Below are 23,205 nucleotides of genomic sequence, written 5' to 3'. Positions count from 1 at the left end.
CCGGCTCTTTATAAGTGAAGAAATCGGTTTGGTAAATCTCCTTAATTATTGGCTTAGCTAGTGGCCTTTTAACGGCTTTGCGCGTCGCTAGAGTGCCAGAGCGCTTCGGCTAACATCGAGTAGGTGACGCATTTTATGCGATCGGAAGTAAACTCGGCTTTAGGGAATGTTTTGAGTGGCTATCACTTAAATGCTTTCTATATTTCATAATTATGTGAAGTCTCAATTTAACTTCTAAGTCATGCCGGGCATTTAAGCAGCGACAAATAAGTCTATAAAGTGGTTTACGAGCATTTTTTCTAGCGCGTTTTGATCGCTAAAAATAGTGATAACCTCGTTGTATTGCGGGTTTGAAAAACGCGCTGCCAAGTGAAGTCTGAATTTCTGTGTTAATAAGAGAAACCCTCATTTTTGTATCCATTTTCGTATAACTTGATGATTAGTCTAAGGACTGCCTTATTTTAGGCTTAATTGTTCATGCCAACTTGATCTGAATCATTGAGTCATTGAAATTTGCATCTGAACGCTAGAAATTACCCACAATATCACTTACTTTACTGTGTAAATGTTGCTGAACAGCCTTTATTGAAGTCTCCCATTATTCCACCACAACATTTCAGTTAAAAAACACTAGGTGTTGTACCGCACAGACCTGTCCATGTAATCACGCTAGGATCTGTTTGTTCGTAACGCACTTATGTAGCGCAACAGTGTTGCCATAGTGTTAATTTTTTGAAAAGGAGAACATCATTTCCACTCAAAATGAAAATAGCAAAAAATCCCAAGATAGAGACACTCCGGCTGACATAGATAAAGTCGCGAGTAATCTCTTACAAAAATATAAAAAGCTGCCGGGTGGCAAATTTAGCACTATCTTGACAGTTGCAGTCTTGTTAGTGCTGCTTATTACAGGCTACACCGCCGTATACACAGTGCCCAGCGATTCAGTTGCGGTGGTATTAAGGTTTGGTAAGTTTCAAGAAATCTTGCCACCTGGCTTGCATGTGAAAATACCCTTAGGGGTTGACCATGTTACTACAGTGCCCATTAAGCGCCAGCTAAAGCAAGAGTTTGGTTTTTCTACCCCAGGGGCTGAAGATCCTTATCAAAATATTAACCCTAACAATAATATCCGTTCATTTGCGCCAAATATTTCACCAAGAGAAAACCAGTTACAGGAAACACAAATGGTAACGGGTGATTTAAACACCGCGCTGGTGGAATGGGTGATTCAATATCGCATAGCCGACCCTAAAAATTACTTATTTGAGGTGCGCGATCCTGCAGGCACCTTACGCTATGTATCTGAATCCGTTATGCGAGAAGTAGTCGGGGATAGAACCGTCGATGAAGTGATCACCATCGGTAGGCAAGAAATTGAAGTTGAAGCCTTACGTAAGATGCAGGCGCTTTCTAGTCAATATGTAATGGGAATAAGTATTGACCAAGTACAGCTAAAAAATATTAACCCGCCAGTACCGGTGCAGGCTTCTTTTAATGAAGTCAACCAAGCTCAGCAGGAAAAAGAGAAGCTGATTAACGAGGCACGGCGAGATTACAACCGCATTATACCGCTGGCAGAGGGCGAGCGCGACCAACGCATAAGGGAAGCCGACGGCTATCGCATTAAGCGTATTAATGAAGCCCAAGGTGATGCATTGCGCTTCAATGCCTTATTTGATGAGTATCAAAAGGCGCCCCAGGTTACTCGTAGGCGAATATATCTAGAGACAATGACAGAGGTTATGCCAAGCATTAAAGAAAAAATTATTATTGATAGTCAAGCGATGGGGGTTTTACCGTTATTAAATTTAACACCCAACAAAAATCAACCATTAGCAGGCCAACAAATAGAAGGTCAAAAACCATGAAATCTTATTTAGTAGTAGGCAGCAGCATTTTAGCAGCACTTGGGGTACTAACATTATATAGCGCTTTGTATACCGTAAATGAAGTAGAGCAGGTGGTTATTACGCAGTTTGGCAAGCCTGTAGGCGAACCAATTAGAGATGCTGGCATTAAACTTAAAGTCCCCTTCATTCAAAACGTTAATTCTATAGACAAGCGCGTATTAGAATGGGAAGGCACACCCTCAGATATGCCAACTAAAGACAAGTTATATATTTCGGTAAGTCTTTATGCACGCTGGCAGGTAACCGACCCATTACAATACTTTTTACGCTTGGGTGATGAGCGTAGCGCCCAATCCAGACTGGATGATATTTTTGGTAGTGAGACCAGAAATGCGGTAGCCACGCACGAGTTAATTGAAATTATTCGCACAATGAAAGACCGCCAACCTTTGCGAGACGCATCACTCACGCAAGCTGAAAAAGAACAGAATATTGGTAGCTTGGTACCTATTACCAAGGGTCGCTTAGTAGTGGAGCAAGATATATTTGATGCAGCGGCAGAAAAAGTCAAAGTGTTTGGTATTGAACTTATGGATATTCGCTTCAAGCGTATTAATTATAATGAGAGTGTAAGGCCAAAAATATACGAGCGGATGATAAGTGAACGTCGTCAAATAGCAGAGCGATTTTTGTCAGAAGGCAAAGGCGAGGCAGCGCGCATAAGAGGCAACCGAGAACGTGATTTGGACAAAATTCAGTCGGAAGCTTATCGTGAGGTAGTCGAAATACGAGGTAAAGCTGACGCCAAGGCCGCGGCTATTTATGCTTCTGCTTACAATCAAAATGAACAAGCCGTCGCATTTTATTCCTTTACGCGCTCTTTACAGGCTTTCGAACAAACGCTGGGTCAAAATACAACATTGGTGTTGTCGACCGACAGTGAGTTGTTTAGGTATTTGCAGCATACGCAAGTCAGCCAAACACCACTGAAAAGTAAACCTTGAGTTGATCAAGCGAAGCATCTTGAATTTGGAGAAGCTATTGACGGAAACACGCGGCACACAAATAAGCAATCAATTATTAAGTAACTTACCGCATTGTGATAAACAGAGGGTTTTAGAGCAATGTAAGCTTGTAGATTTAGTGTTTGGAGAAATGCTATGCTGTGCCGATGAGACAGTAGAATTTGTTTATTTTCCAATAACAGGCTTTATTTCACTTCTGGCTAACAATTCTGACGGGCAGTTTTTAGAAATCGGTTTAATTGGTACTGAAGGCATGCTGGGCGCAACGCTTGTCCTTGGCAGCAAGCAGGCACCTATGAAGGCCATTGTGCAGGGCACGGGCACCGCGTTGCAAATGGATGCAGACGTGTTTGTTAAGTGCTTGAATAGTAGTAAAACGATGAGCGACTTAAGCCAACGCTATCTGTTTGTATTGATACAACAACTGTCTCAAACCGTTGCCTGCAACAGTTTTCATGAAGTAAAGCAGCGCCTTGCAAAATGGCTATTAATGACCCAAGACCGCACCCAAAGCAATGATCTCCAATTAAGCCATCAATTTTTAGCAAAAATGCTAGGCGTACGCCGCAGCGCGGTTACTATCGCGGCAGGTTTTTTGCAAAACGAGGGTCTTATCACTTACAAACGAGGACACATTCAAGTTTTATCTAGAGCAGGCCTTGAAAAACGGTCTTGTCAATGTTTTCGCATGGCTATTAACACTTACAAAAGACACCTAATTATCCAAAATTAAATACGTAAATTTTATTGAAGGTGTGACTTGGGCTAAACAAATAACGTTGTAAACAGTGCACTGTCCAAAGGCTGTCAATACCACAGGCATGCCTATTATGCTATTATTATAAAAAGCACATCCAAAATTCGCTTACATTTTATGCAACAAAGGGAATTAATGAATAAACCTACCGACAATAAACTGCTAAGCGCATTTCCAGAGCAGAGTAAAGCTCGACTTTTCCCGCAACTAAAGCTGGTTAAATTGCCCTTAGGTAAAGTCTTATATGAATCGGGCCAGAATGTTGTTTCTGTATATTTTCCGGCTAATAGTATTGTGTCCTTGCTATCGGTTATGGAAAATGGCTCATCAGCAGAAATATCTGTGGTAGGTAATGAGGGCGTAGTTGGCACTGCCGTATTTATGGGGGGCGAGAGTACGCCAAATCAAGCGGTTGTGCAAAGTGCAGGTTATGCATTTAGCTTGCCTGCTGCTGCACTACGCAGCGAATTCAATAGTGAACTTTTGGTGCGTACCTTAATGTTACGTTATACCCAGTCACTAATGGCACAAATGGCGCAAACGGCCGTCTGCAACCGCCATCATTCTATTGATCAACAGCTTTGTAGATGGTTGCTATTGTCACTCGACCGGCTGACCACGGATGATCTGACGATGACCCAAGAGTTGATTGCAAATATGCTAGGTGTAAGAAGAGAGGGGGTTACTGAAGCCGCCGGAAAGCTGCAAAAACTAGGCGTAATTGATTACAAGCGTGGGCACATCACGATAAAAGACAGAACCAAACTTGAAAGCTTGTGCTGCGAGTGCTACAGCGTGGTGAAAACGGAAACAGATCGTTTAAGTACTTATGCTAACACGCTATGAGCCAATTATCCCTTAATCTGCAAGCATAAAAAGCGACTTGACTGTGCCGTGCATAACGCATATCTGATTAAACACGCCTTGTGGGGCCATGCAGCCTTCCTTTTTATATGTGCGCTAGCGCACATATAAAGTTTAAAAACTCTGCTATTTTATTTATACTAAAGTATACCTGCCATTGCTTACTACGCAGCGGTCGTCTGAAATTCATTTGTGTCATCATATTACTTAGCTGCATCTTAGTTCCACAAAGGGTTTAATAAAAACAAGCTCGCTCGAATATTCCGCTCAAAAGTGCAGATATAACAATAAATAAGGTTCACTATGACACCAACCATAGCACTTTTACTTATTATCACATTCTTACTGTCTACCGTGGGTTTGCTGGTACTCATCTGGTCTATTTCTACTAATCAATTCAGCAATAGCCAAAACGCGGCTCGTACTATTTTTACACCCGGTGAAGAAGGCCATAGTGAAGATCCAGCGCGAGAAGATACTTCAGCGTATAAAGGTGACAGCAAAGCTGCAAAAGAAGCCTTTACTGCTCGCAGGGTGCAGGACCAATCATCCAAGCCTGCTGTTCTTATTTGGCTTTCTTCAGCCGTTTTTTGGCTATTAATCGGTTCTTTTTACGGACTACTTGCCTCTATTAAAATGCATTATCCAGAATTTATGGCAGACAGCCAGTGGTGGACATTTGGGCGTATACGGCCCATGCATTTGAATGCAGTCGTGTATGGCTGGTCATCAATGGCAGGTATTGGAGCGGTGCTGTTTTTGGTCCCACGACTATTTAAAACGCCTTTGCGTGGCACTCCCTATGCAGTCACTGGCGCTATTATTTGGAATATTGGCGTTATTTTGGGCTTGGGGGCCATCAACTTTGGATTATCCGATGGCCAGGAATGGTTGGAGTTTCCTTGGCAAGTTGACTTTTTATTTGTATTGGGCGGTGCCCTATGTGCAGTGCCTTTACTACTTACCTGTGCACGGCGAACGGTAGAACACCTGTATGTGTCAAGCTGGTACTTTTTGGCGGCCTTAGTTTGGTTTCCGTTCCTTTTTTTCATTGCAAATGTACCTAAGGTATTTCCGGGTGCTACGGGTGCCACTGTTAATTGGTGGTTTGCGCACAATGTGCTGGGATTGTGGGTTACCCCATTAGGCATTGGTATTGCTTACTATATAATTCCCAAAATACTAGGGCGCCCAATTATTTCCTATAAATTATCATTGATTGGGTTTTGGTCGTTGGCGTTATTCTACAGTCAAGTAGGCATTCATCATCTTATTGGTGGGCCCATTCCAACGTGGCTCGTGACGCTGTCTATCGTGCACAGCGTCATGATGTCAATTCCCGTGATAACCGTCGCGATTAATCATCACGGTACCATGTGGGGCAGTTTTGGTCGTATTAAAGAATCACCTACTTTACGCTTTGTATGGATAGGGGCGCTTATGTATACCGCAACCTCGTTGCAAGGTTCACTGATGGCATTGCGTAGCGTTAACGTTATTACCCATTTCACGCATTACACCATAGCTCACGCCCACTTGGGTATGTATGCCTTTTTAAGTTTTATCTTGTTTGGTGCCATATATTTCATAATGCCGAGACTAACCGATAGAGAGTGGCCGTGGCGGCGAATGATCAGCCTGCATTTTTGGTTAGTAGCGATAGGTATTTTAATATACTTCGTATCTCTGACGACGGCAGGTTGGCTGCAGGGCCTTGCACTACTGGATGCTAAAACACCGTTTTTAGAAATAGTCCAAATGACAATTCCGTATCTACAGGCACGTTCACTAGGAGGGGGCCTAATGGTGGCGGGTCATATTGTATTTGTAGTGCATTTCATTTTTATGTTGTCACGTCGCGGTGCGATGACACAAGGACCCACTCTATTTCGTGTTCGCACTAAGGAGATATCGCAATGACACGTGTTCTTGCTATTATGATGGGAGCCGCGTTTATTTTGCTGCTGGCCACATTAACCTTGGTGGTAATGCCGTATTTACAAATGTCGGCAGAAGCCGTCCCTCCCGGCCTAAAACCCTACACGCAGCAAGAATTAATGGGTCGTCAAACGTATATTGCCAATGGTTGTATGTATTGCCATAGCCAGCAACCGCGAGATCCTAGCTTTGCCTCGGGTGATAGAGATCGCGGCTGGGGACGACCCTCGGTACCCGGTGATTATGCGAATGATTGGCCACACTTAATGGGCACTATGCGCACGGGACCCGATTTGTTCAATATAGGTGCGCGCCAGCCCAGCGAAGACTGGCATTTAATTCATTTATATAACCCTCAAGCAGTAATGAAAGGCAGCATAATGCCACCTTATCGCTTTTTATTCCGTCACGTTGAAAAAGCGGGCCCCAATGATAAGGTTGTGAATATGCCGCCTCCTTATGGTCCCGGATCGGGGCAGCTGATAGTCACTGAAGAAGGCATGGCATTGGTGGCGTATTTGTTGTCACTTGATCATACTTATCCTGCACCTACCTTGCCACAAGCTAAAATAGATGAGGAGTAAGTGATGAGTGAAAAAAAATATCGCGCGCACCAACGCGAGGGTCCCGAGCCAGAAGAAGGAGTCCGCGAAGTCCCCAAACTTGTCTTCGTTTATATACTCATCCTTATAATATGGGGTGTGGGCTATTACGCTTGGCAAATTGGTAAACCCATGCAGGGTGGCGATAGTCGCTCAGTGGCAATCCAGCCGGCAATCAATTCCGAAAATGTCGCAACGCTTATTGATGGCGGTGCAATCTACAGCATCCAGTGCAGTGCCTGTCATCAAGCAACTGGACAGGGTATTCCTGGTGCGTTTCCTCCCCTAGCCGGCAGTGAATGGGTGCTTGCGGACTCAGCAATTCTCGTGTCTATTTTACAGGATGGTTTACAGGGTCCAATTGTCGTAGCAGGCAATACTTACAACGGTGTAATGCCTTATTTTCGCGGTAAATTGTCAAGCGCGGAAATTGCCGCGGTATTAACGTATATCCGCAGTGAATGGGGTAATAACGCAGATAGGATAGACCCTATTATGGTGGATGAACATAAAACACGATTTGGTGAACGTGTCCCTTGGACGTCTGATGAGCTCATTGCAGAGTTTGGTAAGCCTTAATATGCATACTAGCGCAAACATTAGTAACGCCATTGATGATAATACTGCACCAGAGCGTGACGCAAAGAAAAATAGCGCGATCTTCATGATAGAAGGTATGCGTTGTGGCAGTTGCGCGATTGCAATAGAAGCATTGTTAAATAAACAGCCTAATGTGAGTGAGGCGACAGTTAATTTTTCGGCAGACATCGCGATGATCCATTGGAAGCTGATTGAGCCCGATATTTTGCAACTTGAACGCGCAGTGAAACGCTTAGGGTATAGCTTACATACTTCAATTTGTCCCAAACGCAGTGCCGAGCAGGCCGACAAGACGCGTAAGCTACTGCAGATGCGCCTTGCGGTGGCAGTGGTATTTGGGATGTGGAGTATGATGCCCGCGATTTTATTATATCTTGCGCCGTTTGGTGCGGTTGAGCATGAATATATGTGGCCACTGGCGCTGGCCAGTGGCCTGTTTGCTATTCCAGTAGTGTTGTATTCTGGGAGTCATTTTTATCGCGTGGGTTTGCGTACTTTGTTAGCGGCGGCGCCTGGCTTAGACACACTAATTACGCTAGCAGTAGTGGCGGCTTGTATTGTTTCGGTATGGCAGTTGAAAATGGGTCAGCATCATGTGTATTTTGATGCGGCCGTTATGCTCATTACTTTTCAGTTAATTGCGCGATTAATGGACAGTAGTGTACGTCGACGTGCATCGGATATTGTACAAGGTTATTTTCACACCATACCAGAAACGGTAAACGTTTTTAATGAAGCTGGCGAAATCAGTAAAAAAGCAGCTAACACGCTAACGCTTGGCAAGATAATCGTGTTAAGTGCAGGTCAAAAGCTAGCACTAGATGGTGTAGTAAAATCCGGTGCTGGACAGGCAGATGTGTCTTTGTTAACTGGTGAACATGCTCCCCAGCCGATGATTCCTGGAAATGAACTTTTGGCAGGCTGCACCTTGTTAGAAGGAGAGCTACAGCTAATTGTGACGGCGGGGGTCGGTGAGCGGAGAATCGACCGCTTATCTCATTCTATTAGCGGCTTGCTGAGTCGAAAAATGGCGTTGCAACAGCTAACCGATCGCATTGCGCGTTGGCTTATACCGGTGATTGTTGTATCTGCTATATTGGCAGTAGTATTGGCCACTTTGCAAGGCGAGTCCATCATGGTCGCAGTTGGTATTGGTGTAGCGGTACTCATTGTCAGTTGCCCCTGCGCGTTAAGTTTGGCTATTCCAATGGTCATCACTATGGGGTATTCGGGCATGCTTCAGCAAGGTATCGTGCTACGCGATCCGGCTGCGTTGGAAGCGGCGGCTGACATCAATGCTGTGGTGTTTGATAAAACGGGCACACTAACCACGGCCGAACCAAGCATTCATACTGTGCTTCCTGCGCCGGGTTGGAATAATAGCGATTTATTGCAACTCGCTATGAACATTTTGCATGATTCGTTACACCCTACTGCCAAAGGCCTGCAAGCTTCAGTGGCAAAATCGCTGGTCCCCGTCACCGACGGCCATCGAGAAAGTAAGGCCGGTGAGGGCACTGTGTGGAAAAGCACTAATGGAGTTGCCTTGGCCGGGCGTGCTAGTTGGTTGCGGCAACAAGGGGTAAGCCTGCCCACAATTATCGATAACGGTATGCAGTTGCACCTTGCAAACCAAGGACGTTATGCCGGTAGTATTAATTTTCAAGAAACCGTGCGAGAAGGGGCGGTAGAAACGGTTACTGCGCTACATCAACAAGGTCTTGATGTATATCTGCTAAGCGGTGATACGCAACAGTCCTGTTATGCCTTAGCTGAGCGTATGAGTATTAGCAAACAAAAAGTGTTTTTTGAGCATACGCCAGAGCAAAAGCATCAATTTGTTGAGACATTAGAAAAGAGTGCCCGCGTGGCTTTTGTCGGGGATGGACTGAACGATGGATTAGCTTTGGCGGGTGCCCGACTGGGTATTGCCGTGGGTCGGGCCTCGTCGGCCACTGCCATGGCAGCGGCGGTGTATTTGCCGAATAGCATAAATCGAGTGCCTGCTACACTTTTGTTGGCACAAAAAGCGCGCACTTTAATGTATCAAAACTTATTTTGGGCCTTGACTTATAATGTACTGCTGATCCCATTAGCGGTATGGGGCTGGGTTCATCCGGTCATTGCGGCGCTTGCCATGTCGCTAAGTAGCTTGTGCGTATTATTTAATAGTATGAGAATGCAAAGGCGATATCATTCGTATGTTTCCAGCGCAGACTAAATAAGGTCTAGGGAGAATGTCGTGGTTTTTAGTCGCGGTCTCTAAGACCGAGGTTTGGTGCAAGAAGAATGGCGGAAAGTGCGGTATTATTGGTTGATGATGTATTACAAGCCTACGCGATTCGTCAGTGGGTGTCTTTGCAAATAACAGCAACTTTCGAGCGCAAAACCCAGCAAAATCAGGCTCGGTTGAATAGATCAGGTATGTGGTTTATTCTTATTATCTTCATAGTCGCGGTACTACTAACATAAGGTGAGTTTATGGCATTGCGGTATTGGGTAGTTCTGACGATCCTTATCGGTGGCTTCATCGCGCTGTTGCCCGGCATATATTTGCGTTTGGTGGCGAATGACCCGCATATGACGGGCGCGCTGATGGGTGGTATGATTGCCGCCGCGGCAACTGCGCTGGGTACTATTCCCGCGGTTTTAACGGGGCAGCTTTCGCAGCGCTTTATCGATACGTTAATGGGGTTTGGTGCTGGAGTGATGCTGGCAGCAACGTCGTTTTCGTTGATCATACCGGCATTGGATACTGCCGCTGATCAGGGTGCAGGTTCCTGGCTGGCCGGGGGCATTGTTGGCGGTGGCATCATATTGGGCGCTCTGGGTCTGCTGATGATTGAGCGGCTTGTGCCCCATGAGCATTTTGTGAAAGGCCTTGAAGGTGGCGCCCGATCTGAAATCAATATCGAGCAGGCAACAAAGCTCAAGCGGGTCTGGCTTTTTGTCACAGCAATCGTGTTGCACAACTTTCCTGAAGGCATGGCGATTGGTGTTTCATTTGCTGGGCCGGATCTGGTGGGTGCAAAAGCCCTAGCGGTGGGTATTGCGATACAGGATATTCCCGAAGGCTTTGTGGTGGCTTTGGCCCTGATTAGCGTTGGTTACAGTAAAGGTGTAGCCCTTGGCGTTGGTATTTTTTCTGGTCTGGTGGAGCCTATTGCGGCCGTGTTGGGCGTTGCATTGATCGGCCTTTCGGTTCACCTTCTGCCTTGGGGACTGGCGATTGCGGCGGGTGCTATGCTGTTTGTCATCAGCCATGAAATCATTCCTGAATCCCATCGCGCCGGGCATGAAAGCTGGGCAACGGGTGGGCTTATAATTGGGTTTGTGCTGATGATGCTTCTTGATACAGCGCTTTGAGTGCCAAGTGTTCGAGCTGCATTGCTATGGTCAATTAGCTAATACTTCTGGTTTTTCGTTTGACGCAGGCACTTTGTGCAAAGTAGTTTGCCAATGCCAATGCTGATGAGTCAGAGATCTTAGAAACACTATTCCGCTAGATCAGACGACCTTGACAATAAGTTTAACAAGGACTTCGATTCGAGCGACTGTTACCGTATTTAAATTGTTAATTTCGGGAGGATTGGTGGTTGGTTAAGGTAGACATTATTGGATAGAACAAAGAGAATTAATAATGGCAGCTAAAACAATATATCAACTGTTAATTAATGAAGAGGATGCCCGTGCTTGCCGCGATATTCCAGATAGCGCCTGCACTAAAGTACCCAAAAACTTTATGGTGGTGCTATTTAGCCAGATATTGCTGAGCTTGGGGGATTCCCTTACCAGTCCCAAAACGGTGTTAACTTGGTTGATGACAGTGGTCGGTGCGCCGCCTGCTATGGTCGCTTTGTTGGTGCCTATTCGCGAATCAGGTTCAATGTTGCCGCAGTTGGCAATTGGTGCGTGGGTGCGTCGCTACGCGATCCGCAAAACCTTTTGGATTACCGGAAGTATTATTCAGGGCAGTTGTGTGCTAGCGATGGCATTTGCTGTTAGTCATTTGCGCGGCGCTGCTGCAGGCTCAGCTATCATTGGTTTGCTCATACTGTTTAGCCTAGGGCGTGGTCTGTGCTCAGTTGCCATGAAAGATGTGCAGGGCAAAACAGTCCCTAAAGGCCAACGTGGCCAGCTTATCGGCATTGCTGGCACGGTATCGGGCGTTTTGACTCTGCTGGTGTCATTTTGGCTGGTGGCACAGGAACCAAACATTTTGTGGGTTTATCTGGTGTTGCTGATTGTCGCTGGATTGTTGTGGTTTAGTGCTGCGGCATTATTTAGCCAGGTGCAGGAGAAGGCGGGTGAAACTGACGGTGGTGTTAACGCGCTGCAGCAGGCATGGCAAAATTTAAGCCTGCTCAAAACCGACCTGCATTTTCGGCAGTTTGTAATTTGCCGTGCTTTACTGTTGGGCTCGGCGTTAGTTACGCCTTTTTTGGTCTTGCTGGCCCAGCAACAACATAACACTGGTCAAACTCTTGGATGGTTTTTAGCCAGCGCCAGCTTGGCCAGCGCGATTAGTACCTTTATTTGGGGCAAGGCCGCGGATCGCAGCAGCCGCAACGTTATTATTATTGCGGCTGGTCTTGCATTACTGGGCTGTGGCTTATTGGCCGTGTTGCATATGATGTTGCAAGAAGTTACGCTTGTCGTCTATTTGCTGCTGTTTTTACTGCTCAGTATTGGTCATGCTGGTGTTAGGGTGGGCCGCAAAACCTATTTGCTCGATATGGCGTCGGGTAACAAACGCACCGACTATGTGTCGGTTAGTAACTCGGTAATTGGCGTGCTATTATTAATCGTCGGCGCAGTTAGTAGCGCTATTGCTTGGTGGTCACTACTGGCAGTGCTGTGGTTTTTCTTTGCCACCAGTTTAGCCGGTTTACTCTACGCATTTAAGCTGCTGGATGTTTCAAATGCAAGTTAAATCAGAGTTTACAACTGACTGGCAAGACCAAGGCAATAATATCAGGGTGTGTGTTTCTGACGCAGCTTAATTGAGCATTGCATAAAGATTTTGAGCAAACGTTTAGTTTATGACATTAAATTCAACCAAATCAATGCTTATTACGTGTCTCAAGCGTGACATTTCTTTTATCAGTAGCTAAAAAACGGGAGTAACAGATGAAGCTTGCAATTTTGGGCGCCAAGGGTGCGGTTGGACAAAATCTAGTTAAATTGGCTCTGGACGGTGGTCACCATGTTGTTGCGATTGAATTAGACTGGTCAGACGCGCCAGCGCTTCAAAGCAATATAAGATTGGTCGAAGCCAATGTGCTAACAGATGAGCTATCAGACGCATTTTCGGGATGCGATGCGGTGCTGTCGTGTCTTGGCGTGGGCAAAGCGCCTAAAGTTTTATTGGATCCGCCGCCGTTATATACGCAAGGGACGACAAACATAATTACGGGGATGCGCGAGGCAAAGGTGGATAGATTGATAGTGATTTCTGCTAGCTTTGTTGAGGCCAAAAATCGTGGTCCAGTATACTTCAAACTTCCTATGATGGCTGCCCTTCACAATGTGCTAGATGATATGGCAGAAATGGAAACGCAGCTGCGAGCATCGGCGATAAATTGGACTGCGGTGCGTCCGGGTTGGCTAATGGAGGGAGAAATTACTGGCGACTATGTGGTCACCGAAGATGTGATCCCTCAGGATTTGATCCGTACCCGAATGGCCGACGTCGCGCATTTCATGTTACAGCTAGCGCAAACAGGCGCATGGTCTCGCCAGACTCCAGCGCTGGCGCGTAAAGAAGCGCCAGAAGCAACATCGTTATCTGCAGTTGTGAAAGACATTTTGGGCTAAACCAATTATCACCACTATTTCTATAAATCAACAATGAAAGTATCTTTCATGAAAACACTAATATTATTACAAGGTGCAGTCGCATCGGCTACAAACGCTCTAAGGCTTGGCTTGTTTTCCGTTTAACAGTAAGCCACCAAAATTATTTTTTGTCCTTACTTAACAGCTTGTTATACATTTAACCGGATATATAAAGTTTGTTAAAAAACCAGAATATGCCCATAGTAAAGTACCTATAATAGTTAACGTTACACCGATGGACTCAATTTTAAGGATTTTTTTGGCTGTATTTTTCATTAGCGCTTCATCATCATCACTAACTTCAGGGATTGATAGATTAACGCCTCTTGCTGTTGGAAGCTCAGACATTATCCCATCTCGGGACTTTGGGAATATTGAAGCTACATAATATTGAACCTCTTCATCATTTTTTGGCACTGAATGGCTAACTGTCAGTAATACACCAAATATAGTTGTAACACCACCGGATGCAGCTAACCAATTAAAATCTTTTAGGACTATTGAAGCAAACAAAGAGCATACATTAAATAAAACGATACTAATCACAGTCACTAAATAGTGCTTTGCTATTTTATTCAATACGCGCAGTGATACCGGAACAATTATCTTATCCGTCACAAAAACTCCAAACGTTAAGTAATGCATAACGAGGCTGCAGATTCACTCGTTCTATGATTAATGATAGACCGAGTGCTTAGGCTCAGTTGTGTTTAGGCCACGAATGACATGGAATTTAGAAAGTCGCATTGTCTCACCGTAAGCTCACCCCTGAATAGCTAATCTTTTTCATCTAAGGTCATGAGTGATGTATTACCACCAGAAGCAGTGGTATTAATGCTAATTGTTTTTTCTGTTAATAAACGCTGAGTTAAATTATCAAAATACTTTGAACTGATCACCGGTAAAATTGCGCCTTGACGTTTAGCCAACATCTCACTGATATAATGTTTACGGTCACAATGACTATCAACAACAACACCCGATAATGCAGGGTGTGACAGCAAACTTGTTAAATGACATAAGCGGGCCACTTGAAAAACATTTTCGTTTTCGCCGCTTGTAACAAACTTATCTCTAAAGGCTATCGCTTCATCATAAAATAAATCAGATACCACGGTAATAACTGTATTACCGGTTGCCAACGCCGTTACAACAGAAAGCAACCAAAAGTGAAAAGTAACATTTTCGTCAGCAAAACAGATGATGTTGCCACGATTTTCTAAATAGAGAATATTAGATTCACCTGTTGGACCTGGTAAAACCGTTGGCTCATTCAAGTGTTTTTCAATATCAATTAATTGTGAACGCGCCGCCGTTAAAGTGAGCGTTAAATCGTCTGCTAAATTATCAATAATATCGATACGGGCAATTTTTGCTAACACTTCGCTAACAAGAGATATCCGGGTATTTAACTTGGTCAAGCGCCAGATTTTTTCTGCCGCACTAGCTCTATCCATAAATAATACTGCTTGCGCTTTTGTATCGCCGTTTAAGTCTTCTACTTGCCGTGGTAATACATTAAGTTCCTTGGCACCGGGCGTTGTTTTTTCTTTAACTAAACGGGGTAAATAATATGGACCACCCGCTTTTGGCCCAGTACCTGAAAGACCACGACCACCAAAAGGTTGCACACCCACAATAGCGCCAATTATATTGCGATTTATATATACATTACCTGCTCGTGATAACTTCGCCAAATTTATGGCTCGCTGCTCTATGCGAGTGTGTATACCCATGGTTAAGCCGAAACCTGTGCCGTTAATATCATCAATGGCTTTTTCTATTTCATCGCCTTTAAAGCGAACAATATGGACACAGGGGCCAAATACTTCTTGCTTCAGCGCGCTAATATTCTCTATTTCATAAAGTCGCGGCGCAAAAAAGAAATGTTCTTTCTCTGCTATTTCATTTGTTATCTCATCAGAAATAGCGCATTGGTATAATAGTTGACCATGGGTTTTCATATAGTCACTATGAGCATTGAGTGAATCTAGCGCTTTTTGATCAATGACTGGACCTACGTCAGTACGCAGTTTTTCAGGGTTACCCACATGCAATTCTGCTAATGCGCCTTTAAGCATTGTAATAACATTATCAGCAATATCTTCTTGTAAAAATAACACGCGAAGCGCAGAACAACGTTGACCTGCAGATTGAAAACCTGAGGAAATAACATCATCAACGACTTGCTCAGGTAGGGCGGTAGAGTCAACTATCATGCAGTTTTGGCCCCCCGTTTCAGCAATAAAGGGCACTTGATCGCCACCTCTATCAGCCAATGTTTGCGAAATTATAGTGGCTGTTTTAATAGAACCAGTAAACATAACCGTTTGAATACGTGCATTAGGAATAATAATAGTACCAACATCACTACCCTGTGCAATAACTGCTTGTACAACGCCATGTGGTAATCCAACAGACGTCATTAGTTCAATAGCGCGCAGTGCAATTAAACTTGTTTGCTCAGCTGGTTTCGCTAATACCGTATTACCAGTAGCAATCGCAGCCGTCACTTGTCCGATAAATATAGCTAATGGGAAGTTCCATGGGCTGATACATAACACCACGCCACGGGCTTCTAAACGATCATCTTGTGCAAGTTCAATTGCTTGATGTGCATAATAGCGACAAAAGTCGACCGCCTCTCTGACTTCATCAATACCATCTTGAGTCGTTTTCCCTGCTTCCTTGATGCATAAGGCAATTAACTCATCCATATGATGTTCAAGAACATCAGCTATACGGCATAATAAGGCAGCGCGTTCAGATACAGGCGTTTGTGACCATGAAGCAAATGCGTGTTGAGCCGTTTCAATCATCGCGAGCATTTCATTCTTGCTGTGATGTCGTTGAAAACCAATAATTTCACTATGCTTTGCTGGGTTTCTAATGGCGATAGACCCGTCTGGCACGTCATTTTCAGAAAACAAGTTGTCTTGATTCCATTGATCTAGTGATTTTTTTAAAGACCTTACTGTATTGCTATCTGTCAAGTCTAGGCCTTTAGAATTATCTCGACCGATACCGTGTTCATCATGGTATAGCGCGATGGGTTTGGTTATCTGGCCATTATATTTGTCTTTCAGGCGCTGCATTTTTTTAACGGGGTCGACAAGTAAAGATTCGACCGGTTGTGACTCATCAATAATGGCATTGACAAAAGAAGAATTAGCGCCATTTTCTAACAAACGACGCACCAAATAGGCTAATAGCTCTTTGTGAGGACCAACGGGTGCGTAAACACGACATTGAACATTTTCATTTTTAACAATTTGCTCGTATAAAGAACCACCCATGCCGTATAGACATTGAAATTCAAAGCTTGTTTTGTCATTGCCTGCGAGTTCAAGAATAGTGGTAACAGTGTAAGCATTGTGCGTAGCAAACTGTGGATAGATAGTATCTCTATATTCTAATAATTTTTTTGCACAAGCGAGGTAAGATACATCAGTAGAAGCCTTGCGAGTGAATACGGGAAAATGTTTATAACCGCCTTTTTGGCTAATTTTAATCTGAGTATCCCAATAAGCACCTTTCACTAAGCGCACCATCATCTTTCGGTCAACACGCAAGGTTAGTTCACGTAGCCAGTCAACGATAAAAATAGCGCGTTTTTGATAAGCTTGCAGGGCCATTGAAAAGCCATTCCAACCGGCTAACGCATGATCACTAAATACCGCCTCAATAATATCAAGGGATATATCTAATCGCTCGGATTCTTCCGCATCTATAGTTAAGCCAATATTATAGCTTTTGGCCTGCAAACAAAGCGCTTTAAGTCTAGGCACCGCTTCAGTCATTATCCGTTCTTTTTGTGCAAACTCGTGACGAGGGTGAATAGCAGAAAGCTTAACTGAAATGCCAGGAACTCTGCGAGGATCGTTCTTACCCGACGCACGAGCAACTGCCCCAATAGCATCTATACCAACTTGATAAGCGTTAAAATACTTATCAGCATCACTCATGGTGCGCGCACCCTCACCAAGCATGTCGTAGGAATACTCAAAATTCTTAACCTCTATGGTGGCGGCATACTCAGTTGCAGCTTGAATAGTTTCACCCATGACAAATTGCTCGCCCATAATTTTCATGGCATAGTTCATTGCTTTGCGAATGACAGGCTCACCTAAACGACCGATAACTTTCTTCAATAGACCAAAGCTATCTTTTTCGCGTTCATCAGCGTAGTCAACCATGGTGCCGGTCACTATTAAGCCCCACGATGAGGCATTAACGAACAGAGAATCACTGCTGCCTATATGCTTGCTCCACTGCCCTTTAGATATTTTGTCACCAATTAGGGCATCTTGAGTACGTTTATCTGGCACACGCAGTAAGGCTTCAGCCAGACACATCAGTACCACACCTTCTTCACTAGACAGTGTGTATTCTGCCAATAAGGCATCTACTGCACCGTTTCCCGATTCATCTCTACGTATTTTTAAGGAAATTTTACGGGCTTTTTCCCAAGCTCTGCTTGCAGCATCATCGTTAACTTCTGCCAACGGTAAAACATGCTCTACAGCAACACTTTCATCAATACGATAGAATTCACGAATTTTTTGACGAATAGGAGATTCTGCGATGTTCGAATTGTCAAAAAGCATAAACTTCACCTTAAAAAAATGTAAATAGTGTTTTGGAATTACATAAGTCGATTACAATTTAATTTACTGTTTCCAGTGAATATAAAAGTTATTTAATCCCAAACTTGAGAATATCACATCCTATTCAATCCAGAACAAGATGAATTAAAGTTAATTATAGTTCAATCTAATAATTTATTGTCGGAGACTGTTACTTGAACATAAATTAATTTTAAGTGAATGAATTAATATGTTTTAAAACTAAAATAAACTAAGCCGAGGTAGTTAAAATGTAAAATTAAGCTATAATTACCGTTAGACTTAAAACTAATATATATAATTAAGGTAGTGTCAAGTTATCGCAGACCCCAGTGTCTGTGAGGCAATCCGAGTATGAAAAACACTAAAATGTACGCGGGTTACCGCTACCCACCGCAGGTAATAAGTCATGCAGTTTGGCTTTACCATCGGTTTACACTTAGCTTTTGAGATATTGAAGGGTTATTTGTTGCCAGAGGGATCATTGTAAGTAACGAAACGGTGAGAAATTGGTGCGTAAAGTTTGGTAACCAATATTCTAGTCAGATCAGGAAAAAGCGAAGTCAACTCGGTGATATGTGGTACTTGGATGAGGTATTTATTAAGAAAAATGGTGTTTTGCATTACCTTTGGCGTGCTGTCGATCAAGATGGCGATGAGCTAGATATTCTCATTCAAAAACGCAGAAACAAAAAGGCCGTAATGAAGTTCTTTAAAAAGTTATTGAAGGGCCAGCAGGCAACGCTATTAAAGTTAGTCACTGATAAATTGCGCAGCTATTCGACTGCGAGAAGGAAAATTATGCCCAGCGTTGCTCATTCAAGCCAACAATACGAAAACAATCGCTGTGAATTGTCTCATCATCCGGGTAAACAACAAGAACGGCAAATGCGGCGGTTTACATCACAAGGCCAAGCACAACGATTTTTAGCGTGTCATGGCACTATTAATAATCTGTTTAGGCTTGGCCGATATAAAATGCAATTCGATAATGACAGGATACTGCGTGAACGAGCATTTAGAGAATGGACTAGGGTTCGTTGCGTCCAGAATTTGGCATGAGCTACTAAAAATTTGTTCTTATCATCTTAATTCGATAAGTTGACAATGCCTGAGTACTGAATAAATTAAATTGATTGCCATTGCTTACAGTCAGGTCGCAAAAATGTAGACTATTGGCTTCTTTAGTTTTGAATTGGAAAGATAAATATGTTTAACGTAAACGAATATTTTGAGCGCAAGGTAGCATCAATTGCCTTTAATACTGCTGTTCAGTCTGCAACGGTTGGGGTTATGGCTCCGGGCGAGTATGAGTTTGATACTAGCGAGTTTGAAACTATGACGGTTGTTAGCGGGGCATTAACGGTGTTACTACCAGAACAACAAGAGTGGAAAACGTTTACAGCCTTAGAAGTGTTTACGATTGAAGCCAATAAGAAGTTTAAGGTCACAACCACTGTTGATACCGCTTATCTTTGTACTTATGGTAAGTGATTGTTAGGGGAAAACTTTTTGTCTTTGCTCAGCCTCAACACAGTAACGCAACAGTTGGTACTGTCAAGTTATCGCAGACACCAGTAACGATGAGATAATTCGAGTATGAAAAATACTAAAATGTACGCGGGTTATCGCTACCCACCTCAAGTGATCAGTCATGCAGTTTTGCTGTACCATCGATTTACACTTAGCTTTCGAGATGTTGAAGAGTTATTGGCCGCCAGAGGGATCAGAGTAAGTTACGAGACCGTTAGAAATTGGTGCATAAAGTTCGGCTATTAGACGGCAATCAATATTGTAGTCAGATCAGGAAAAAGCGCGGTCAACTCGGTGATATGTGGTACTTGGATGAGGTATTTATTAAGATCAATGGTGTTTTGCATTACCTTTGACGAGCTGTCGATCAAGATGGCGATGAGCTAGATATTCTCGTTCAAAAACGCAGAAACAAAAAGGCCGCCATGAAGTTCTTTAAAAAGTTATTGAAGGGCCAGCAGGCAAGGCCATTGAAGATAGTCACCGATAAACTGCGCAGCTATTCGGCTGCGAGAAGGGAAATTATGCCCAGCGTGGATCATTCAAGCCAACAATACGAAAACAATCGCTTTGAATTGTCTCATCATCCGGGTAAACAACAAGAACGGCAAATGCGGCGTTTTACATCCCAAGGCCAAGCACAACGATTTTTAGCGTGTCATGGCATTGTAAATAATCTGTTTAGGCATGGCCGCCATAAAATGCAAGCCAATAATGACAGGATACTGTGAGAACGAGCATTTAATGAATGGGCTGGGGTTAGTTGCGTCCAGAATTTGGCATGAGCTACCGAAAATTTGTTCTTACCATCTTAATTCGATAAGTTGACAATGCCATAACGGGTGCAATAATAGAGTAAGCTCATAAATTATAAAAATCTCTTGTGCACTATTTTAGCCCAACTGATGATATTAACTAAAACAGCTTTGCCCCACGGGAGATTCTTTTTAGGTCACGTATAACGCGAGATACAGAAGATTAGTCATTTCCAATAGTCCCACAAAAGTTCCACTGGCGCCCCACAAATGGCCCACTGGCGTCCCACAGACTTTTTCGTGCTTAATATTTGAACAGAGAATTGAAGCTAAGTGCTTGAAAAGTAAGGTGGTGGACGCTACTGGGCTTGAACCAGTGACCCTCGCCTTGTAAGGGCGATGCTCTCCCAACTGAGCTAAGCGTCCGAAGTACTTGATTTTATTAGAGAAGAAGTGGTGGACGCTACTGGGCTTGAACCAGTGACCCTCGCCTTGTAAGGGCGATGCTCTCCCAACTGAGCTAAGCGTCCATTTCCTAAAATCTCTTGATGTTGCCTTTATTAATGATTTAGTAATACACATTATAAAGAGAAAGTAATACTTACCAAGAGGAGCGATATTATAGAGTTGCCTTCATAACTGTCAACCCGATTTTGTAAAAAAAAGTGTGTTTGCACAAAAATAACGCAAATTCCTTTAAAACACTGCTACAAAGCCCGTCATAAGCGTCATTTGTGCCATAGGGTAACTAAGATCAGTATAGACTAAACGTTTACTATCTTTTATCGTAAATAATTAAGTGAAGTCCTTTAGAAGCGGCATCCAACGCTGTAGAATATAGAATTGCTATTAATCATACATATTCAGGAAAAAACATGTCTGTAGTTACTCGATTTGCCCCAAGCCCAACTGGTTACCTGCACGTGGGCGGAGCCCGCACAGCACTTTATTCATGGTTATATGCTAAAAGCCTAGGGGGAGAATTTATATTACGCATCGAAGACACCGATATTGAGCGTTCAAGCCCCCAAGCAAAGCAGGCAATTCTTGACGGCATGCAGTGGCTAGGCCTCAATCACGATAAAGGCCCTTACTATCAAACAGATAGATTTGACACGTATAATAAATTTATAGATCAATTGCTCAAGCAAGGTCATGCTTACAAATGTTTTATGAGCAGTGGAGAATTAGATGCTATTCGCGCGCAACAAGAAGAGCAGGGCGAAAAGCCTAGGTACCCAGGCACGTGGCGAGATCGCAACGATCATCCTGAAAACCAGCCTTACGCTATACGATTTAAAAACCCTAAGAGTGGCGAGGTGGTGTTTGACGACCACGTACGCGGCGAAATTTGTATTTCAAACACAGAGTTAGACGACCTGGTTATTCGTCGAAGCGATGGCGCGCCCACATACAACTTTTGTGTGGTGATTGACGACTGGGAAATGGGTATAAGCCATGTGGTAAGGGGCGAAGATCATATCAATAATACCCCACGCCAAATTAACATATTAAAAGCCCTTGGTGCACCAGTGCCAGAGTATGCACATGTAAGCATGATTTTGGGTGATGATGGCAAGAAATTGTCAAAGCGCCATGGTGCGGTTAGCGTAATGCAATACCGAGACTCTGGCTACCTTCCGCAAGCAGTGCTTAATTACTTATTGCGTTTGGGCTGGTCGCATGGCGATCAAGAAATATTTAGCGTTGACGAAATGATAAACTTATTTAGCTTAGATCATATTAGTAAGTCGGCCAGTGCATTTAATACCGAAAAACTGATTTGGCTTAACCAGCATTATATAAAGACATTGCCGCCAGCAGAAGTGGCTGAGCATGCTCGATGGCACTTTGAGGACCAAAACATTGATACAAGCACTGGCCCAGACTTGAGCGATCTTATTCGTGTTCAGGCCGATAGGGTTGACACCTTGAAAGAGCTTGCGAGCGTGAGTCGCTATTTTTACGAAGATTTTGCTGAATTTGACCCAAGCGCTGCAAAGAAGCATTTACGAGTAGTGGCTAAAGCTAATTTAATTGCCGTGCAGGCTAAATTAGAAGCTTTAACATCATGGGATTCAGCCATTATTGGACAAGCAATAAACGACACCGCTGCCGATTTAGATATAGGCATGGGCAAAATTGGTATGCCTCTGCGTGTTGCGGTAACCGGAAGTGGTAATTCACCTGCGCTTGATGTAACCCTTGCGCTGTTAAAGCAAACCCAAGTTGTTCAAAGAATAAACAAGGCGATTGAATTCATCAATAATCGTGAAAATTCTTAAAAAAATCGTTGACATGAAGGCGCGCCATGCCTAAAATGCGCCCCGCTGTCACGTAAGAATAGTATTAAATGAAGCGCTTAGCGTAGAGCTTGCATTTGGCATTATGTGGCGACGCATGGGGCCATAGCTCAGCTGGGAGAGCGCTTGCATGGCATGCAAGAGGTCGGCGGTTCGATCCCGCCTGGCTCCACCAAGGACATATTGTGTCCCCTTCGTCTAGAGGCCTAGGACACCGCCCTTTCACGGCGGTAACAGGGGTTCGAATCCCCTAGGGGACGCCACTTTTTGTGAGTTGTTAATCAGCTTTTAAAATATGGCATCTAATAACTTAACCGTTACTAGGCTCAAGGTTAAGTTTATGTGAATATCAGCAGCATTACTGAAATCCACTAACAGTTTGAAATGTTGCGTACCGGCAAGAACAGCGTTTTTTGTCCCCTTCGTCTAGAGGCCTAGGACACCGCCCTTTCACGGCGGTAACAGGGGTTCGAATCCCCTAGGGGACGCCATTTTAATAAACAAAAAAACAC

At 43.8% G+C, this 23,205-nt stretch carries 16 protein-coding genes, 5 tRNA genes and 2 pseudogenes; 19 read left to right on the top strand and 4 right to left on the bottom strand.

The genetic code is table 11. The annotated features are described in order from the left end of the window. Positions 1–875: 875 nt before the first annotated feature. From hflK to BAE46_RS09430, 12 genes are all read left to right on the top strand, one after another. Entirely contained in the window at positions 876–1,871 is a 996-nt protein-coding gene (gene hflK, locus BAE46_RS09485) for an FtsH protease activity modulator HflK (protein ID WP_244885003.1), read from the top strand. Continuing rightward, positions 1,868–2,857 carry a protease modulator HflC gene (gene hflC, locus BAE46_RS09480; protein WP_070112534.1) on the top strand — a complete coding sequence of 330 codons (990 nt, stop codon included), beginning with the start codon at positions 1,868–1,870 and terminating at the stop codon, positions 2,855–2,857. Before hflK ends, hflC begins: the two co-directional genes overlap by 4 nt. A 37-nt stretch (positions 2,858–2,894) precedes the next feature. Then, positions 2,895–3,611: a Crp/Fnr family transcriptional regulator gene (locus tag BAE46_RS09475; protein WP_006005178.1), complete on the top strand. Its 717-nt coding sequence runs from the start codon at positions 2,895–2,897 to the stop codon at positions 3,609–3,611. 159 nt (positions 3,612–3,770) lie between these two features. After that, positions 3,771–4,481 carry a Crp/Fnr family transcriptional regulator gene (locus tag BAE46_RS09470; protein WP_006005180.1) on the top strand — a complete coding sequence of 237 codons (711 nt, stop codon included), beginning with the start codon at positions 3,771–3,773 and terminating at the stop codon, positions 4,479–4,481. Between the two features lie 321 nt (positions 4,482–4,802). Beyond that, positions 4,803–6,419 (top strand): cbb3-type cytochrome c oxidase subunit I, encoded by a 1,617-nt coding sequence (locus BAE46_RS09465; RefSeq protein WP_006005184.1) that lies wholly within the window; start codon positions 4,803–4,805, stop codon positions 6,417–6,419. Then, positions 6,416–7,021 carry a cbb3-type cytochrome c oxidase subunit II gene (locus BAE46_RS09460; protein ID WP_006005186.1) on the top strand — a complete coding sequence of 202 codons (606 nt, stop codon included), beginning with the start codon at positions 6,416–6,418 and terminating at the stop codon, positions 7,019–7,021. The genes BAE46_RS09465 and BAE46_RS09460 overlap by 4 nt, the downstream gene beginning before the upstream one ends. A 3-nt stretch (positions 7,022–7,024) precedes the next feature. Next, positions 7,025–7,618, top strand: coding sequence for a c-type cytochrome (locus tag BAE46_RS09455; protein ID WP_040520612.1), 594 nt, complete (start codon positions 7,025–7,027; stop codon positions 7,616–7,618). Continuing rightward, entirely contained in the window at positions 7,587–9,860 is a 2,274-nt protein-coding gene (locus tag BAE46_RS09450; RefSeq protein WP_238528948.1) for a heavy metal translocating P-type ATPase, read from the top strand. The genes BAE46_RS09455 and BAE46_RS09450 overlap by 32 nt, the downstream gene beginning before the upstream one ends. Positions 9,861–9,928: 68 nt before the next feature. Further along, positions 9,929–10,111, top strand: a complete 183-nt coding sequence (locus BAE46_RS09445; protein ID WP_006005193.1) for a hypothetical protein — start codon at positions 9,929–9,931, stop codon at positions 10,109–10,111. A 9-nt stretch (positions 10,112–10,120) separates the two neighbouring features. Beyond that, positions 10,121–11,005, top strand: a complete 885-nt coding sequence (locus BAE46_RS09440; protein ID WP_006005195.1) for a ZIP family metal transporter — start codon at positions 10,121–10,123, stop codon at positions 11,003–11,005. A gap of 274 nt (positions 11,006–11,279) precedes the next feature. Beyond that, a complete protein-coding gene (locus BAE46_RS09435; RefSeq protein WP_070112533.1) occupies positions 11,280–12,572 on the top strand; it encodes an MFS transporter in 1,293 nt (430 codons plus the stop codon). A 197-nt stretch (positions 12,573–12,769) separates the two neighbouring features. Next, positions 12,770–13,456: an NAD(P)-dependent oxidoreductase gene (locus tag BAE46_RS09430; protein WP_070112531.1), complete on the top strand. Its 687-nt coding sequence runs from the start codon at positions 12,770–12,772 to the stop codon at positions 13,454–13,456. Between the two features lie 159 nt (positions 13,457–13,615). Here BAE46_RS09430 and BAE46_RS09425 read toward each other — a convergent pair whose 3' ends face one another. Together BAE46_RS09425 and putA are read right to left on the bottom strand one after the other, a co-directional pair. Beyond that, positions 13,616–14,095, bottom strand: a complete 480-nt coding sequence (locus BAE46_RS09425) for a hypothetical protein (RefSeq protein ID WP_070112529.1) — start codon at positions 14,093–14,095, stop codon at positions 13,616–13,618. Positions 14,096–14,253: 158 nt separating this feature from the next. Beyond that, the gene (gene putA / locus BAE46_RS09420) at positions 14,254–18,084 is read right to left on the bottom strand and encodes a bifunctional proline dehydrogenase/L-glutamate gamma-semialdehyde dehydrogenase PutA (RefSeq protein WP_070112527.1); all 3,831 of its coding nucleotides are present in this window, start codon (positions 18,082–18,084) and stop codon (positions 14,254–14,256) included. 372 nt (positions 18,085–18,456) lie between these two features. On the opposite strand from putA, the pseudogene BAE46_RS09415 reads away from it, so the two are divergent. The 3 genes and pseudogenes from BAE46_RS09415 (at position 18,457) to BAE46_RS15215 (ending at position 20,366) form a co-directional block, all read left to right on the top strand. Beyond that, positions 18,457–19,164 (top strand): annotated as a pseudogene (locus tag BAE46_RS09415) (IS6 family transposase). Between the two features lie 147 nt (positions 19,165–19,311). Beyond that, positions 19,312–19,596 carry a pyrimidine/purine nucleoside phosphorylase gene (gene ppnP / locus BAE46_RS09410; protein ID WP_006005212.1) on the top strand — a complete coding sequence of 95 codons (285 nt, stop codon included), beginning with the start codon at positions 19,312–19,314 and terminating at the stop codon, positions 19,594–19,596. Between the two features lie 105 nt (positions 19,597–19,701). After that, positions 19,702–20,366: pseudogene (locus tag BAE46_RS15215) on the top strand (IS6 family transposase). Positions 20,367–20,740: 374 nt separating this feature from the next. Here BAE46_RS15215 and BAE46_RS09400 read toward each other — a convergent pair. Continuing rightward, positions 20,741–20,816: transfer RNA gene (locus BAE46_RS09400), tRNA-Val, on the bottom strand. A gap of 28 nt (positions 20,817–20,844) precedes the next feature. Further along, positions 20,845–20,920 (bottom strand) — tRNA-Val (locus BAE46_RS09395). Between the two features lie 345 nt (positions 20,921–21,265). On the opposite strand from BAE46_RS09395, the gene gltX reads away from it, so the two are divergent. From gltX to BAE46_RS09375, 4 genes are all read left to right on the top strand, one after another. Continuing rightward, positions 21,266–22,675, top strand: coding sequence for a glutamate--tRNA ligase (gene gltX / locus BAE46_RS09390; RefSeq protein WP_070112525.1), 1,410 nt, complete (start codon positions 21,266–21,268; stop codon positions 22,673–22,675). 117 nt (positions 22,676–22,792) lie between these two features. Further along, positions 22,793–22,868 (top strand) — tRNA-Ala (locus BAE46_RS09385). Between the two features lie 12 nt (positions 22,869–22,880). Then, a tRNA-Glu gene (locus tag BAE46_RS09380) sits at positions 22,881–22,956 on the top strand. 152 nt (positions 22,957–23,108) lie between these two features. Beyond that, a tRNA-Glu gene (locus BAE46_RS09375) sits at positions 23,109–23,184 on the top strand. The last annotated feature ends 21 nt before the right edge of the window (positions 23,185–23,205 follow it).

The organism is Glaciecola punicea (genome assembly GCF_001756615.1).
Lineage (GTDB): Bacteria > Pseudomonadota > Gammaproteobacteria > Enterobacterales > Alteromonadaceae > Glaciecola > Glaciecola punicea.
Note: the sequence above shows the minus strand (reverse complement) of the source record. Positions and strands in the feature narration are given on the sequence as shown.

Excerpts from the sequence above, each read along its gene's own strand:
- hflC (WP_070112534.1), top strand. The coding sequence starts at position 1,868 with ATGAAATCTTATTTAGTAGTAGGCAGCAGCATTTTAGCAGCACTTGGG.
- BAE46_RS09470 (WP_006005180.1), top strand. The coding sequence starts at position 3,771 with ATGAATAAACCTACCGACAATAAACTGCTAAGCGCATTTCCAGAGCAG.
- BAE46_RS09465 (WP_006005184.1), top strand. The coding sequence starts at position 4,803 with ATGACACCAACCATAGCACTTTTACTTATTATCACATTCTTACTGTCT.
- BAE46_RS09460 (WP_006005186.1), top strand. The coding sequence starts at position 6,416 with ATGACACGTGTTCTTGCTATTATGATGGGAGCCGCGTTTATTTTGCTG.
- BAE46_RS09455 (WP_040520612.1), top strand. The coding sequence starts at position 7,025 with ATGAGTGAAAAAAAATATCGCGCGCACCAACGCGAGGGTCCCGAGCCA.
- BAE46_RS09450 (WP_238528948.1), top strand. The coding sequence starts at position 7,587 with ATGAGCTCATTGCAGAGTTTGGTAAGCCTTAATATGCATACTAGCGCA.
- BAE46_RS09445 (WP_006005193.1), top strand. The coding sequence starts at position 9,929 with ATGGCGGAAAGTGCGGTATTATTGGTTGATGATGTATTACAAGCCTAC.
- BAE46_RS09440 (WP_006005195.1), top strand. The coding sequence starts at position 10,121 with ATGGCATTGCGGTATTGGGTAGTTCTGACGATCCTTATCGGTGGCTTC.
- BAE46_RS09435 (WP_070112533.1), top strand. The coding sequence starts at position 11,280 with ATGGCAGCTAAAACAATATATCAACTGTTAATTAATGAAGAGGATGCC.
- BAE46_RS09430 (WP_070112531.1), top strand. The coding sequence starts at position 12,770 with ATGAAGCTTGCAATTTTGGGCGCCAAGGGTGCGGTTGGACAAAATCTA.
- putA (WP_070112527.1), bottom strand. The coding sequence starts at position 18,084 with ATGCTTTTTGACAATTCGAACATCGCAGAATCTCCTATTCGTCAAAAA.
- ppnP (WP_006005212.1), top strand. The coding sequence starts at position 19,312 with ATGTTTAACGTAAACGAATATTTTGAGCGCAAGGTAGCATCAATTGCC.
- gltX (WP_070112525.1), top strand. The coding sequence starts at position 21,266 with ATGTCTGTAGTTACTCGATTTGCCCCAAGCCCAACTGGTTACCTGCAC.